The organism is Priestia sp. USM5, assembly GCF_058323215.1.
Genome location: NZ_JBSGKN010000001.1, coordinates 3541598 through 3556320 on the forward strand (window position 1 = coordinate 3541598; position 14723 = coordinate 3556320).

At 38.3% G+C, this 14723-nt stretch carries 13 protein-coding genes, 2 pseudogenes and 1 riboswitch; of the genes and pseudogenes, 8 read left to right on the forward strand and 7 right to left on the reverse strand.

Annotated features, from left to right (window positions below; all coding sequences use genetic code 11):
• Positions 1–11 precede the first annotated feature (11 nt).
• From ACWATA_RS18795 to ACWATA_RS18810, 4 genes and pseudogenes are all read right to left on the reverse strand, one after another.
• On the reverse strand, positions 12–458 hold the full coding sequence (locus ACWATA_RS18795) for a PTS sugar transporter subunit IIA (protein ID WP_217028504.1): 447 nt from the start codon (positions 456–458) through the stop codon (positions 12–14).
• The gene (locus tag ACWATA_RS18800; RefSeq protein ID WP_473050082.1) at positions 458–2455 is read right to left on the reverse strand and encodes a BglG family transcription antiterminator; all 1998 of its coding nucleotides are present in this window, start codon (positions 2453–2455) and stop codon (positions 458–460) included. The genes ACWATA_RS18795 and ACWATA_RS18800 overlap by 1 nt, the downstream gene beginning before the upstream one ends.
• Positions 2456–2688: 233 nt before the next feature.
• Positions 2689–4401, reverse strand: a complete 1713-nt coding sequence (locus ACWATA_RS18805; protein WP_473050083.1) for a methyl-accepting chemotaxis protein — start codon at positions 4399–4401, stop codon at positions 2689–2691.
• 412 nt (positions 4402–4813) lie between these two features.
• Positions 4814–5254: pseudogene (locus tag ACWATA_RS18810) on the reverse strand (phospho-sugar mutase); the annotation flags it as partial.
• Between the two features lie 197 nt (positions 5255–5451).
• Between ACWATA_RS18810 and ACWATA_RS18815 the strand changes: the two are divergent.
• Positions 5452–5787, forward strand: a complete 336-nt coding sequence (locus ACWATA_RS18815) for an XRE family transcriptional regulator (protein WP_028414284.1) — start codon at positions 5452–5454, stop codon at positions 5785–5787.
• Between the two features lie 111 nt (positions 5788–5898).
• A riboswitch (cyclic di-GMP riboswitch) is annotated at positions 5899–5985 on the forward strand.
• 20 nt (positions 5986–6005) lie between these two features.
• Entirely contained in the window at positions 6006–6128 is a 123-nt protein-coding gene (locus ACWATA_RS18820) for an anti-repressor SinI family protein (RefSeq protein ID WP_081732894.1), read from the forward strand.
• A 78-nt stretch (positions 6129–6206) separates the two neighbouring features.
• Here the strand turns inward: ACWATA_RS18820 and ACWATA_RS18825 are convergent, their stop codons facing one another.
• On the reverse strand, positions 6207–6998 hold the full coding sequence (locus ACWATA_RS18825; RefSeq protein WP_473050084.1) for a histidinol-phosphatase HisJ family protein: 792 nt from the start codon (positions 6996–6998) through the stop codon (positions 6207–6209).
• Positions 6999–7225: 227 nt separating this feature from the next.
• Here ACWATA_RS18825 and ACWATA_RS18830 point away from each other — a divergent pair, with 227 nt between their 5' ends.
• Positions 7226–7783 carry an HPP family protein gene (locus tag ACWATA_RS18830; RefSeq protein ID WP_049163258.1) on the forward strand — a complete coding sequence of 186 codons (558 nt, stop codon included), beginning with the start codon at positions 7226–7228 and terminating at the stop codon, positions 7781–7783.
• Between the two features lie 105 nt (positions 7784–7888).
• Here the strand turns inward: ACWATA_RS18830 and ACWATA_RS18835 are convergent, their stop codons facing one another.
• Both ACWATA_RS18835 and ACWATA_RS18840 read right to left on the reverse strand, forming a co-directional pair.
• Entirely contained in the window at positions 7889–9346 is a 1458-nt protein-coding gene (locus tag ACWATA_RS18835; RefSeq protein ID WP_028414287.1) for a zinc ribbon domain-containing protein, read from the reverse strand.
• Positions 9347–9410: 64 nt separating this feature from the next.
• A complete protein-coding gene (locus tag ACWATA_RS18840; RefSeq protein WP_473050085.1) occupies positions 9411–10298 on the reverse strand; it encodes a zinc ribbon domain-containing protein in 888 nt (295 codons plus the stop codon).
• Between the two features lie 376 nt (positions 10299–10674).
• Between ACWATA_RS18840 and ACWATA_RS18845 the strand changes: the two genes are divergently transcribed.
• The 5 genes and pseudogenes from ACWATA_RS18845 to ACWATA_RS18865 form a co-directional block, all read left to right on the forward strand.
• Positions 10675–11379, forward strand: coding sequence for a DUF969 domain-containing protein (locus tag ACWATA_RS18845; RefSeq protein ID WP_223546380.1), 705 nt, complete (start codon positions 10675–10677; stop codon positions 11377–11379).
• The gene (locus tag ACWATA_RS18850) at positions 11380–12345 is read left to right on the forward strand and encodes a DUF979 domain-containing protein (protein WP_473050086.1); all 966 of its coding nucleotides are present in this window, start codon (positions 11380–11382) and stop codon (positions 12343–12345) included.
• A 14-nt stretch (positions 12346–12359) separates the two neighbouring features.
• Positions 12360–13001, forward strand: coding sequence for a pyroglutamyl-peptidase I (gene pcp / locus ACWATA_RS18855; RefSeq protein WP_473050087.1), 642 nt, complete (start codon positions 12360–12362; stop codon positions 12999–13001).
• Between the two features lie 234 nt (positions 13002–13235).
• Complete coding sequence (locus ACWATA_RS18860) at positions 13236–14234, forward strand: flagellin N-terminal helical domain-containing protein (RefSeq protein WP_317851516.1); 999 nt, start codon at positions 13236–13238, stop codon at positions 14232–14234.
• A gap of 345 nt (positions 14235–14579) precedes the next feature.
• Positions 14580–14693 (forward strand): annotated as a pseudogene (locus ACWATA_RS18865) (flagellin); the annotation flags it as partial.
• Positions 14694–14723: the final 30 nt, after the last annotated feature.

Consider the following 14723-nt stretch of genomic DNA (forward strand, 5'->3'; position numbering starts at 1 on the left):
CTCCTCAAATTTTATAGTGCTATTGCTTTAAGTGTTGAACATACTTCTCTTACACCAGGAGCGTGAATTAACTCTTCGCGGAATTCTTCATCCATAAGCTCCCGGCTAATATTAGCTAAAATTTTCAAATGGACATCCCCGCTTTGAGCTAAAGGAACGCCTATTAAGAAAATCAATTTCACTTCTTTATCTTCGTCTTCATCCCATTCAACTTGCTCGCTTACTCTCCCAAATACAATGAATGGCTCGACTACTTGATCAGACTTTCCGTGCGGGATAGCTATTGAATATCCAATAGCCGTAGAGAACTCTTCCTCTCTTTTTAAGACGCTATCAATATACTTATCGATTGATTTGATTTTCCCAGACGAATAAGCTAAATGTCCGAGCTCTTTAATGATGTCTAATTTATCTTTGGATTTTAAATCAAGTGCTACTAAGCTTTCACTAATAACCATTACGTCCCCTCTCCCAACAGCATCATTACTTCTTCTGCCGTTGTACATTCTGTTAATCTAGTAAGGGTATTCTCAGAATCAAAGATACTGTACAGATCTGTAAGTATATCTTTGACAACAATTTGTTCACCAAATTTTAAAGCAAGTAGAAAGATAATTTTCACTTCTCCTTCTTCCCAGTCCAACGCATTTGAGCACGTGGCAATAATAATTTTAGAACGCTCTACGTACTGATCTTCTCCGTGAGGAATCGCTACTGAATTTCCAAGTGAAGTAGAAGCTATGTTTTCACGTTGAACAACTGATTGCTTAAAACCTTCCTTCACGTATCCTTTGCTTTGAAGCTGATGACATAAGTAATCAATTAGCTGTTCTTTATCTGTAAAATCCACCTGAGGAAAAATCAACTGCGGATCTAGCATTTTAAATAAATTGGTACATGTTATACTTGCTTCTTTTTTCGAAAATGTATCTTCCCAAAAAAAGTTATTAATATTTTTAATGTCCACTTCACTTACGAGCGAAGAGATTGTAATGACCGGCTTCACTTCAATATGTAAAGGAACGGTTGAAATAATAAAATCAATATTGCTTAAATCAAAGTGAGATAATCTGCCTAAGGATATGACTTCAGCTATTTCTAGCTGCGGAATAAGCCGCTTGATTCGATTTGCAATTAGCTGAGATGTGCCAATACCTCCGGGGCAGACGACAATAGCTCTTTTTAGCCCTACGCATCTTTCAATTGCTGCTTGAAAATGAAGCGTTACATATCCAATTTCATCTTCATTTACTTTTACATTCAATTTTCTTTCGATGATGGAACAAACAAGCCACGTCATGCCAAATGTTGCGGAATACTGATGTTTGATTTCTTCTAGAAGCGGGTTTTTGATGTTAATTTGATATTTCAAGCGGTTAACCATCGGTTTAATATGCATGAGCAGACCTGTATACAGCTCTTTGTCACCTTGCAGATTCAGATTCATTACCTTGGTCGAAGTTTGAACCATCTCGTCTACTAACTCTTTTAACGAACTATCCGCGTGGTGTACAAATAGTTCAACATTACTTGGTGAAATATCTTTTTCCATCCCCGAACACAATAAATACTGCTTTATATAGTGGATTTCATTTTCCGGGATACTGATATCGAAACATTCAGATATTTCTTCACTTACCTCTTTAGCAATGGTATACATTTTCAAAACGTAATCCGTTTGATGATGCAACTCTGGCTCATTAACAGCTGCTATACGCTGATGAGAGCGAACACGCTTAATTAAAATTAAAATGTGTGTAACTAAATTCAGAAAATACGTATGACTGATGCGATACTGAAGCTTTTTCTCTGCACGCTCAATGATGTGTTCTACTTGTGTGACTTCAAGGTCTTCAAACAAGTTGGATAGTCCTGAGAAAGTCGCGGCATCCAGCCTGCTGCTGGATTGAATATCGTAATCCTGCTGATAATTTAAATTTAGAAGTTCATTTGTAATACCTGCAATTGCTCTTCGGGTACTTTCTTCATTTCCTTTTACCCTTGTGCCTTCGTGGTTTTTTACTAAAAGTAAGCCATAGGGCTTTAACCATTCTTTTACTTTCTCTAAGTCTTTTACAATCGATGTTTTACTTACCATAAATTCTTCTGATAACTTTTGAAGAGAAGTCGACTGATTTGCATATAACAGCTGCAGTATAATTTTCATCTTTCTTATTTTAGTTGATAGAGGATCAATTTCTTCTTTCTTTAGATCTAAATCATTTAACAGCATGAGTTTATAATCTGGTTTGGCCTTGATTTTAATTCCTACTCCAGGTTTTTTATGAAGAGTGGCGCTTCCTTTTGATAAATAGCCAGAAACTAGCTTTAAATCATTATGCACCGTTCGCTCTGAAACTTTCATTTTCTGAGAATAGAAATCAATCGTTTTGTACTCTTCTTCGCTAATAATTAACTGTAATAACTTCTTTTGTCGTGTTGTTAACATCTCCATTTCTACAAACCCCTTTTTTATAAATCATGGATTGTAACGTGTACTTGTTTTTATTTTTGTAAACGTTTTCTTGTTAGTTAAATCTTATCACCTTCTTTTAATAACGGGTATATCAATTCTTTGCAACTTCACTGTTGAAGAAAGAGCACAGAACTACGGTAAGGAGTACTTCGCAGCTTAAATAATTCTCATGCAAAAAGCATGGAGCATATCAAAGCGCTCCATGCTTTTTCTCATATTTTAAATCTCGCAATCAACTCTTGTAGTTCCTCTGACATATTTGCTAAATCCATTGCCGATGAAGCAATTTCCTCCATGGAAGCAAGCTGTTCTTCCGTTGTAGCAGATACGTTTTGCGCGCCCGCTGCCGCTTCTTCAGCAATTCCATTGACTTCGTGAATCGCCTGCTGGACTTCGAGCGTATCTATAGCTAGATTATGAATAGCGCTCCCGATTTGTTTAATTTGGTCCACTACATGCTGTACAGCTTCGTTAATTTGCATAAATGATGTACCCGCTTGTTCCACTACTGCTAGGCCTTCTTTTACTTCTTTGGTTGTGGTTGTCATCGACTGCAACGTTCGAGCTGTTTCGCTTTGAATGAGTGCAACCAGATCTTTAATTTGATGAGCTGAGTTGGATGAGCCTTCTGCTAGTTTTCGTACTTCACTTGCCACAACAGCAAAGCCTTTTCCGTGATCTCCTGCTCTTGCGGCTTCAATAGCTGCGTTTAAAGCAAGCAGATTCGTTTGATCTGCAATGGTTGTAATAACATCGTTAATTTGACTAATTTTCACTGAGTGTTCGCTAAGTCCTTGAAAAACAGATGAGAGTTCAGTGACATTTTCGTTGATTGATTTCATTTGTTTGGCTGCTGTTTCAACGGTCGCTGTTCCGCTATTTGAGATCGCAGCCGTGTCGAGTGCTCGCTTAGTGATTTGCTCGACGTTTTCAACAACTTCTGATGTTTGGTTCGTAATGCGGTGAATAATGGTGGAGCTTTCTTGAATTTGATTCACTTGATGGTTGGATCCTGAGGCTAGTTTTTCAGTGATGCTTGAAATATGTTCAATCGCACTGTTGTTTTGTTCTGCGCTCGCGCTTAGTTCTTCTGAAGAAGCGGCAACCGTTGATGAAATGTTTCCAACGGACATAATCATTTCTTTTAATCCGCCAATCATTTTATTAAATGAAGCGGTAAGGGAGCCAATTTCATCGTTGGATTCGTAGGTGCCTTTCACTTGAAAATCCCCGTCTTTTGCTGTTTCCATAAGGTTTTTAATATTGTTTAAAGGCTTTGTAATCATGCGTGCAATCAGAAGTCCAATCCCTATTGTAAGTAGGATGACCAACGCGCTGACGAGTAAAAGAGTAGTAACCGCTGATTTTGCGCTTTGCTTATTTTTTTGGTAAATGCTTTTTGCTTCGTTATTATTTATCGTCTGAAGATCATCTAGCGTGTTGTTTATGGTTGTACGCAGGGTGACGATTTGTTTAGAAAAAACGTTATAGGCTTCGTCTCCTTTTTCATCTTGAGCAAGCTGTATGGCTTCACTTCTTGCTTGTGTTAAGTTACCTATATTTTCTTCGTATAGAGCCAGTTTTTCTTTTTCACTATCTAGCAAAAATGTCTTTTTATACTGTTCGATAAGCTTGTTATTTTCAGCTTCTTTTTCTTGAATTTCATCGAGACGCTTACGCTGATAGTTTTCATCTTTCGATAAAATCATTTCAAGCGTATTGGCATCGATTGCTCGGTTATTCGTACGAATTTGCCCTAACTGCCTGATTGGCTGCAGGCGGTCATTGTACATAGACTCCGAGCTGTCAGCAATTCGCTGTGTGTAAAAATAGCTGATCACGGCGACCGCAATAAGTGAAATTGTTGAAATTATAACCATGACTAGCAGCTTTCGATAGATACTCAGATTTCGTAATGCCCCCATAACATTTCCCCTTTTCGCTGATGTATTCTCCTGCTTTCTATCGGTCATGGGGCTTGTTCTATCCATAGTACGCTTGTGAATTTTTATTGGCATACAAAACGCGCTGAAGCAATCAGCACATCTTTTCCCTTTTAATACACAATACTTTCGATCCTATTAATGACGTTTGTTTCTACTTCTTTTAATCTCTTTTCACTTTCACTTTCCGTTTCTTGCCTAACTCCAAAATAAAACTTCACTTTTGGCTCTGTACCGAACAGACGAATTTCAAACTAAGAGCTGTCTTGTAGCCAAAATTTGAGTACGTTGGATGAAAGCAAGTCTATATTTTCTTGCTGAACGGTGAGTAAGTTGGTTCTTATTCCAGTTTGATAGTCTTCTATTTTCTCGACTGGTGCATCCGCTATTTCTGCGGGAGGATGCTCCCGATAATTATAATGCCAGCATAAATACGAAGATAACTAACGGCAAACGATAATTCTGGCGTTGGGCGTAGTTCCTGAAATACATAGCTTTTAATTCCGTATGCTCCCAGTGTTTTGGCTGCTTCTAAAGCAAATTCTTTCGACCAATGGCGGGAATCATACGCAATGACCACTCCTCTTTTTTTGGCTTCCGCTCCGTTTTCTTCAATATAATTGGCAAGTCCAGCCGTGACTTTTCAAACGGTAAAGATATTCATACGATTGGGCCCCGCACCGAGTTCACCTCTCATGCCACCGGTGCCAAACTCGAGCTGTTTATAAAAAGCATCTTCTTGTTCACTTTCGCTCGTGCCATTCATTTGTTTTTTTAATTCGCTTGGCAATTCTTTATGAGTGTTCCATTTACTCCATTCCGTTTTCCACATCATGTTTCTCTCTCCTGTTCTATATTTTTCTACTTTTATTGTGCATGAATTGTATGAACTGTGGATGAATTGGTTTATGTGTCCCGTAAAAAAACCTCAAAATATTCTTTATAAAGAACATTTTTAATAAAAAAACGATCACGATTTCTTTTTATGCGTTATAATGAACAAAAATAACTAATAAAAGAGGATGAACTGAAGTGATAGGAGAAAAGATTAAGAATTTGCGATTAAAACAAGGTTATTCTATTACACGCTTAGCTGAAGAAGCTAATATTTCAAAATCATATTTATCTCATTTAGAAAAAGGATTAAATAATAACCCTTCTCTTCAAATGCTTGATAAAATCGCTTCTTCTCTTCATACAACGATTGATGAATTAATTGAAGGAGACATCAGCTGTCCACCTCTAACTTCAAAGCCAAGTCTCAATCAAGAGTGGCTTTATTTAATTGAACAAGCCATTCGAGATGGCATGACCAAAGAAGAATTTATTGAATTTCAGTATTATTTAAAGTTCCGAAAAACGAACTGATAGATCCATTCACGAACGTTTAATTTTTTTGTTATAATCGACCTATTTCGACACCTTTTACAAATATTATCTTGTAAAATAACTGTATACTAAGAATACTATTACAAATTATCCAGATAAGGGCAAAACTATTGAAAAATAGTGACGCAAAGCTTCAGGTCTAAGGCCGCTTTTGGCTATGATAGCTGAGTTCCCTGGCAAAGGGTGGATGAATCGTAATGAAAAAAGAAAATATACTGTCAATCGATCAAGAGTGGGTAAGTCTTATGGAATCAGCCCGCAAGCTGGGTCTGACCATCGAAGAAGTCCGGAAATTTTTATCGGAGCTTAAGCAAAACTAAATTAAAAAAGCGCGCTCTAATTTGAGCGTGCTTTTTACAGTTATTATTTATTCTAGAATAAAGTAAACTCCACTTTTATTAAATACGAATTCCTTTTGGCTGACGCTCATCAAATGTATAAATCTCCGTAAATCCACACTGTTTCGCCATTTCAACCGCTTCTTTCATATGTGCTCCTACGGTTTCGGCAAAGTGTGAATCAGATCCGATCGTTAAGATTTCTCCGCCTAAATCGCGGTACAATCTAACAACTTCAAGTGCCGGCAATGCTTCGCCCAGCTTCCCTCTTATACCTGAAGTATTAATTTCAATTCCAATACTACGATCAATTGCTTTTTTCAAAATATCCGCAAGAATATCTTTGAATTGATGAAAGTCGTAAATACCATATTGCTCAAACGCATAACGCTTCATTAAATCTAAATGCGCCAATACATCAATATCTGCGTCGCTTACTAACTTATACATTTCACTAAAATAAGCGCGGTAAATCGCTTCTTTGTCGTTGAGTTCTAAATGTTTACGAAGCTTGATGTTATTAATGTTATGCACCGAACCTAAAATAAAATCAAAGTTCTCTTGCTTCATCGTTTCTTGATACTTCTCTTTTAAATAATGCGGCTCACAAATTTCAATTCCTTTTTTAATCACTAGCTGGTCTTGGAATTGATCTCTGCATTCCGCTAGTTCTCGTTCATATTTATCGAAATCCATATGACCGTACGTTGGCGCTAATGGATTTAATGAAAAGTGCTCGGTAAAACAAATTTCGTTTATGCCGTTTTTTACAGCTTGTTCGCACACTTCTTTCATGACTGCCTGTGAGTCAAATGAATTGTTCGTGTGATGATGGTAGTCTACTAGATACATAATTAGTCACCTCTAGATCTATTATACATTTCTCTTGCCCTCACTGCACATAGAGACCCTTTTCCTTTCTATCACGCCTTTTTTGGTTCATAAAAAGAATTCCCACTAAAAAAAGTCGTTTTTCCTCTTTCAGTAATCCTTCTTTTCTTATAAACTAACTTATTATAGCAGATGTTCTGACATACAACTTGACATATAACTTTTACACAAAAGAAAGGAAATAAGAAATGGAATTTGAAAAAAGTTTTTCTCAAAGCAAAAGCCCCTTTCTGTCTTACTTAAGCTCTTATACGAAAAAGATGAAAGGAGAATTAAAAGAAGAACCGAAAATCAATTATAGAGATGCAGTCGTTTCTTCTATCGGAGGATTAATTGCGATTATCATCAGCAGCGCGATTGCACTAGCGCTTGGTTATCCAATGGCTCTTGCTCCGATTGGCGCAACCTGTGTACTTGTCTTCGGTGCTCATAAAGGGCCTTTATCACAGCCGCGCCACGTGCTTGGAGGGCACTTACTAGCAACGGTTTCTGCACTTATTATCTGGAGTTTATTTCATCGAAGTCTTATCACCATAGCGATTGTCCTTGCGTTTGTTCTTATTTTAATGATTCTTACCAAAACCGTTCATCCTCCTGCTGCGGCTAGCGCGATTGTTGCCATTAACACTCAAGCAGGCTGGGGATACTTAGGTATTATTATGATTTGTGCGTGTGTAGTTGTATTGATTTCTACCGTGTATAACAATTTATTTCAAGATCGGCAGTATCCCAGGTATTGGGTGTAAAATTGGACTCATACATAAAAAAGACGTCTTCTGATAGAAGACGTCTTTTTTTATTTGTTATTTCCTACTACGTTTTTTGCTTTTCCAGGGTCTATTTATCAGCTTTTACTTTACTTCCGTTGAACTAATAAGCTGATAAACTCCCAAACTTCCATCAGATAACTCTTTTACTTTATGAACACTGTTGAATTTTTTATATTTAACAGAGCTGTCTCCGTACGAAATATCATACTCTTCTGTTGTATATACTTTATACATAGAATCATCGAGTTTTGTTACTCTATTGACGTTAAAGCTTAATAAATCCTCTGTTATACCTTTTTTGATTAGGTAAGCTGTATAATCTTTTTGTTCCTTGTATTTTGGTCCGTTAGTATCGATATAAGGCGCTGCAATAGAGAAGTCTCCACTGTTAATTGAGGAAATTGTAGCGTACATATATTGTTCAATAAAACTAGAAACTTCACTAGTAGATACTCCAGAATTGGCTTCAGAACCTTTGTCCGTTGGTTCTTGATTCTTAGAAGGAGCCGATGCTTTTGCCGTAGCTTCTGTCATATTTTCTTCATCAAAATTAAGCGCAACATCTTCCATGCCTTTTTTAATTGATACTTCTTCCGTTTTCTTTTCTCCGCGTTTTGCATATAGTTTTACTGAACCGTCCATTGGCAGCGGACCTAAATAATCAATATCGCTAATTTTCGTTTTTGTGTCTTTACCATTAACGAACAGCGTCGCATCATCATAATCTGAAGAGATGTATACTGCATGATCTGACCAATCAAACTCTACATTTACATCTTCTCCGCTGGCGGCTTCAATCTCTTGTTCGTTTTCAACTTTTCCGTAATCATTTTGCACTTCACCTTTTAATGTATGTGTACCAGGTAAAAATGGTCCAATCTTTTTAGAAGAGTCACTGCTTACCGTTCCAGCTTTTTGACCGTCAATATATACTGCTGTCGCATCTTCTGTAGACTGAGCTTTTGCATATACAGGGTTTACTTGGACCGTGTAGTGATCAAAGATTCCCCACTTCTTTCCGTCTTGTTCTAACTTAGCATATGAAGAGTGATCTTCCCTTGGAACTCCTGCTTCAAGCGCTCTGCTATCTGCCGCTAACCCTTCAGAGATTGATTTCATTACATCCGGATTTTCATGCAAATATGTAACAAATGATTTTGTTTGCTCATCGTTAGCTTCTAATTGAATTTGACCATCATTTACATATTGTTTTACTTTATCAACATCATTGCCCTTTACTGAAGCAATAAATTTTTCTGACACTGCTTTAGGCGCCATCATTGTTTTATCTATTCCGTAATAAGCACCGCCAAGTACAGCAGCTGCTGCTATAACTGAAATGGCTATAACCTTTGTTTTTTTATTTGAAGGCTTTACTGATTCGCGTCTCTCCTCTGCTGAAGATGATGCCGATTCTGCGTAACGCTGTGATGCTGCTCCTTTATTAGAAGCCGTTTTCCTTTCGACGGGATGTCCACACTCTGGACAAAATTGATGCTCATTTGTTAACTGATGGCCACACTCTTTACAATATCCCAATTTCTACACTCCTTTTTTATAATGGTATGAAAAAGCACCGCTGTACACGATGCTTTTTGTCGACTTAAAATAGATCATTTAATTCACTGCTGTTTCCCATTCTTGTAATAATGGTTTTGGCTTCTTCTCCTAAACCATTCGCAATAAACGTCAGCACAATCGTAATGACTACATATACAATAAGAGTGCTATAGATATGATCAAGCCCATTTGTTCCGCTTTGCTTAAAGCTAGCAATGGTAAATGGAACCACAAGGAAAATGCTCAGCAAACCAAAATTCATAAAATAAGAGAAATATTCAACATGGAGAAATGCAAGCACAAGTCCAATTAAAAGAAGAGCTGTTGGAATAATTAAAAACGTGCCAAAGCGTGAGAAAAATTCTTTAAAAGAAACGTCTATCTTTCCAAACTTTGATGCAACATATGTTGCTCCGATAATAACTGCCAGTCCAATAAAAATGAAAATACCTTGTTTAAAGACAAAATCTGTAAAGTTGAAGTGGATGATGCTGTTGATATCTGTAGCTTTTATCAAATCAGCGCCTGTATTAAAATCCTCCATGTCAGATGGAGCCAGCTCTTCACTAATAATAGGCAGCTTGAACATGCTTCGAACAAATTGAATCAACAATAGCTTCCAGCCTACATACAGCATAATAGGTATACTAAGAGCATAAAGAATGACTGTGATAAGAGCATTAACGAATTGGCTTTCGCCTGCTGCTTGTGCTGTAGCTGTTGGATTTTTAATTCCTTCTGCAAAATAACTAAAAAATGATTTTGACACTTTTTTCGCCTGACGGACACGCTGATTAGGCTGTTGAGGCTGAGGCTGATATTCAGATGCAGCTGCCGCCTGGCTGACAGCTGCCTCTTCTTGTAATTTATGACCGCACTTCACGCAAAACTTCCCGCCATCATTAAAATGGCCGCAATTTGAACAATTCAAATACTCCTTCCCCCTTCAATAAATTGTTTGAAATATAGTCATATAGATTTATTTTGTTTAAATCTATATAATTCTATATTCACATCTTTTAGCATTATACACCATTTTTGGTATTTTAGGAGAAGTGTTTTCAACGGATCAACTAAAAAAATTACTACCCAAACTCCCTGGCAGAATTCTTTCTTTTACTTCTGAGTCCATGCACATTATATAAATCTTCCTTCTATAATTTTGTTTCACCAATAAAACTATTTTATGCCTTAAGCATCTTGTTTTAATTTTCAGAATTGTTTATACTCAAAACATCTTTGTTTTTTTAGAAAAGCAATGGAGGTGACTTTTCAGCACGGTCTATACATACTGGAGGGGGATTTTTATGTTGAAATTAATTGGGGTTTTGCTAGTGGCAGTAGGGTTTTTATTTCGTTTAAACACACTGCTTGTGGTAACCGTTGCAGGCATCGTGACGGGCCTTATATCAGGCTTGTCACTGCATGAAGTAATCACAATGTTTGGACAGTTCTTTGTAGATAACCGCTATATGTCTATGGCTATTTTACTTACTCTTCCTATCTTTGGCGTATTAGAAAAATACGGGTTAAAGGAACAAGCGGAAGTATTGATCAAAAAAGCGAAAAACGCTTCTTCTGGAAATGTTTTACTTATATATCTTTTTATCCGTGAAGTCTCAGCCGCAGTTGGCTTAAATATCGGAGGACATGCTCAATCCGTGCGTCCGTTAGTGGCACCTATGTCTGAAGGCGCAGCTCGTGCCAAATACGGAGAGCTTCCGCCTAAAGTAAAAGAAGATATTCGCGCTCACGCAGCGGCAGCTGAAAATACGGGCTGGTTTTTCGGAGAAGATATCTTTATTGCAACGGGTGGAATTCTTTTAATGAAAGGATTTTTTGACTCTGTAGGGATTCACGTTGACGTCTGGGATATGGCGCTTTGGGGTATTCCAACAGCTATCGCAGCGCTGCTGATCAGTGCCATTCGTTTCCGTCAGTTAGACCGAAGAATTCACAAAAAAATGACGAAGCACAAACCAACATCATCTTCCAAGACGGAGGCGAGTTAAATGAAAAGCATCCTGACGCTTGATACGATTTACTACTTACTCGGTATTATTGTCGCTTTTATCGCGATTCGAATCGCACGCGACCACAACCATCCTAACCGTTTAGGATCTTCTCTATTCTGGGCGCTGTTTTCCATTACGTTTTTATTTGGCAACGTAATTCCGCCTTTTTATGTAGGGTGTTTAGTCATTATTATGGTGCTGCTTGCTTCATTTAACCGCGTGACTAAATCGAATGAAGCGGAAACACCTGCTGAAGAACGAGTAGCCCACGCGCAAAGGTTAAAAAACAAAATCTTTTTACCGGCTTTATTTATTCCTATTTTTACGATTATCGGCACCCTTCTTTTTGGCAAAATTAAGTTTGGAAACTGGGCATTGATTGACCCAGAAAAAGTCACTTTAATTTCACTGGCAATCGCAGCCGTCATTGCATTTATCGCTTCATTGGGCGTCACCAAAGCAAAAATGGACGTGCCTGTTAAAGAAGGAAGCCGCTTGCTTCAAGCAGTTGGCTGGGCAGTTATTTTACCGCAAATGCTCGCAGCGCTTGGCGGCATCTTTTCAAAATCAGGCGTTGGAACAGTAGTATCAGATATTGTAAGTGACATTCTTCCGACTAACTATGCGTTTGTTGCTGTGCTTGCTTACTGCTTGGGGATGCTGCTATTTACGATTGTTATGGGAAATGCCTTCGCGGCGTTTGCCGTTATTACTGGAGGTATTGGACTTCCGCTGATTGTACACATGCACGGGGGAAATCCAGCCATTATGGCAGCGCTCGGCATGTTTGCTGGGTACTGCGGCACGCTTCTTACGCCAATGGCAGCCAACTTTAACATCGTACCTGCCATGCTGCTTGAATTAAAAGACAAAAACGCCGTGATTAAAGCTCAAGTACCGATTGCGCTATCCGTTTTTGTTGTTAATACGTTATTAATGTACTACCTTGTATATCACTTTTAAAGGAGAGTAATAGAATGACAACTGTATTACTAGCTGGATTTGAACCATTTGAAGGTGAAAGTATTAACCCGTCCTTAGAAGCGGTAAAAGCTTTAGACGGCGTAGCTGTTGAAGGCTATCACATTATCGCTAAGCCTCTTCCTACTGTGTTTGGTGAATCAATCGCAAAGCTTCATACGTATATAGAAGAAATCAGCCCTTCTATTGTCATTTGCGTTGGACAAGCAGGCGGCCGGGAAGAAATTACGATCGAACGCGTTGCTATTAACGTAGACGACGCGCGAATTCCTGACAACATCGGCCAGCAGCCTATTGATCGTCCTATTATCCAAAACGGACCTGCCGCATACTTTTCGACACTGCCAATTAAAGCCGCTGTCGAAAACCTGCGCCAAGCTGGCATTCCAAGCAGTGTTTCTCAAACCGCTGGAACGTTTGTCTGTAACCACGTGTTTTACGGGCTCATGAACATGATTCAAAACTGTTGTATTAAAGGGGGATTTGTCCATATTCCTTACCTTCCTGAACAGGCCGTGAATCATCCGGGGAAAGCTAGTATGTCGCTGGATTTGATTGTGCAGGGATTGCTTTCTATCGTAAAAACCACAATTGTAACGGAAGATGACATTTTAGTTTCAGGCGGAGCTACTCATTAATACTAAAAACCAGTTCATATAGAGAACTGGTTCTTCTTTTTATATATGCACAAACTTTTCATTAAATAAATTAATAGAAGGTATAAAAAACCTCTTCTCTCAGTCGATATATAGTATGAACATATTTCTCAAACGGAGGATGTTCGTTTACTATCATCCCAGCCAAGACTGGGATACTTCTTGAATACAAGGATGTAAATCAAGAAGTAAAACCATTATACGGAGGTAAGGAAAATGAGAATTAATCACAACATTACAGCTTTAAACACGTACGGAAAACTTAACAGCGCTAACAACGCTCAAGCCAAATCAATGGAGAAATTATCATCAGGCTTACGTATTAACAGTGCAGCTGATGATGCAGCTGGTCTTGCAATTTCTGAGAAAATGCGCGGGCAGATTCGCGGATTGGATCAAGCTTCTCGTAATGCTCAAGATGGAATTTCATTAATTCAAACAGCAGAAGGAGCATTAACAGAAACACAATCTATGGTTCAAAGAATGCGCGAATTAGCAGTTCAAGCTTCTTCGGATACGTATACGAACGAAGATCGAAAACAAATAGATTCAGAATTTCAGCAACTAAAAACTGAAATCACTGATACTGCATCCCAAACAAAATTCAATAAAATGACTTTGTTAGACGGAACTTTTGGTAATGCTGTAAGTACGGATCCATCAACCTCAACCGCTTTAGCAGTTGCAGGTGTAACTTCTATCTCTGGAAGTGGTGCTACTGGAACATACACAATTACTGATGATGGAACAGATTTTACCATTACAGATGGTGATGGAAACAGTGAAACAATTGCTGGTGGAACTATGAAAGATGGAGCACAAACATTAAAAATTGATAAGTTTGATATAACTATTCAAACAGACAGTAGCTTTGTAGCAGCTAGCCTTGATACTGAAGCAATTGTTGTTGAGGGTAATGGCTCTGTTACATTCCAAACTGGTGCAAATAATGGAGATACAATGAGTTTAAGTATTGGTGACATGAGTGCAAGTGGTTTAGGAATAAATAATGATGACTTGACTACTCGAGATAACGCTAACACTGCAATCACTAACCTTGAGTCAGCTCTAAAAAAAGTTTCGGATGAGCGTTCCAACTTAGGTTCAAAACAAAACAGACTAGAACACCGAGTTAACAACCTAAGCACATCATCTGAAAACCTAACAGCTGCGGAATCACGCATCCGTGATGTAGATTATGCTTTAGCTGCCTAAGCAGCAACAAGCACAGTCGTCCTAGCTGGTAACGGCTAGTGAGCATAATTGGGTGAATTGCTGGAAACCCCTGAGAGCTTTTCTTACCACAGCGTAGTTGGAAACGACAGGCGTCACGGTTTGAAAAAAGAAAAGATTGGGCAATCAGCAGCTAAGCTCCTGTGAGGAAACTCTGGAGAAAGTTCAACGACTAAGATAGACCGTCTAAGGCAGCCTGCTATGACGATGAAATCTGTAGGATAAAAATATTCTGTTCCGCTTATTTTTATCCGAAGTGCCCAACCCCTACTTTTTTAAGAGGGTGAAGATATAGTCTAGTCATTTGTGAAAGCAAATGTTCGCACGATGGCGAAAGAAATGATGGAGCAAACAAAGAATTCAATTCTATCTCAAGCTTCTCAAGCTATGTTAAGTCAAGCTAACCAACAGCCACAAAACGTACTTCAATTATTACGTTAATTAGTATTTTAAAAGAGTCTCCTTACGGAG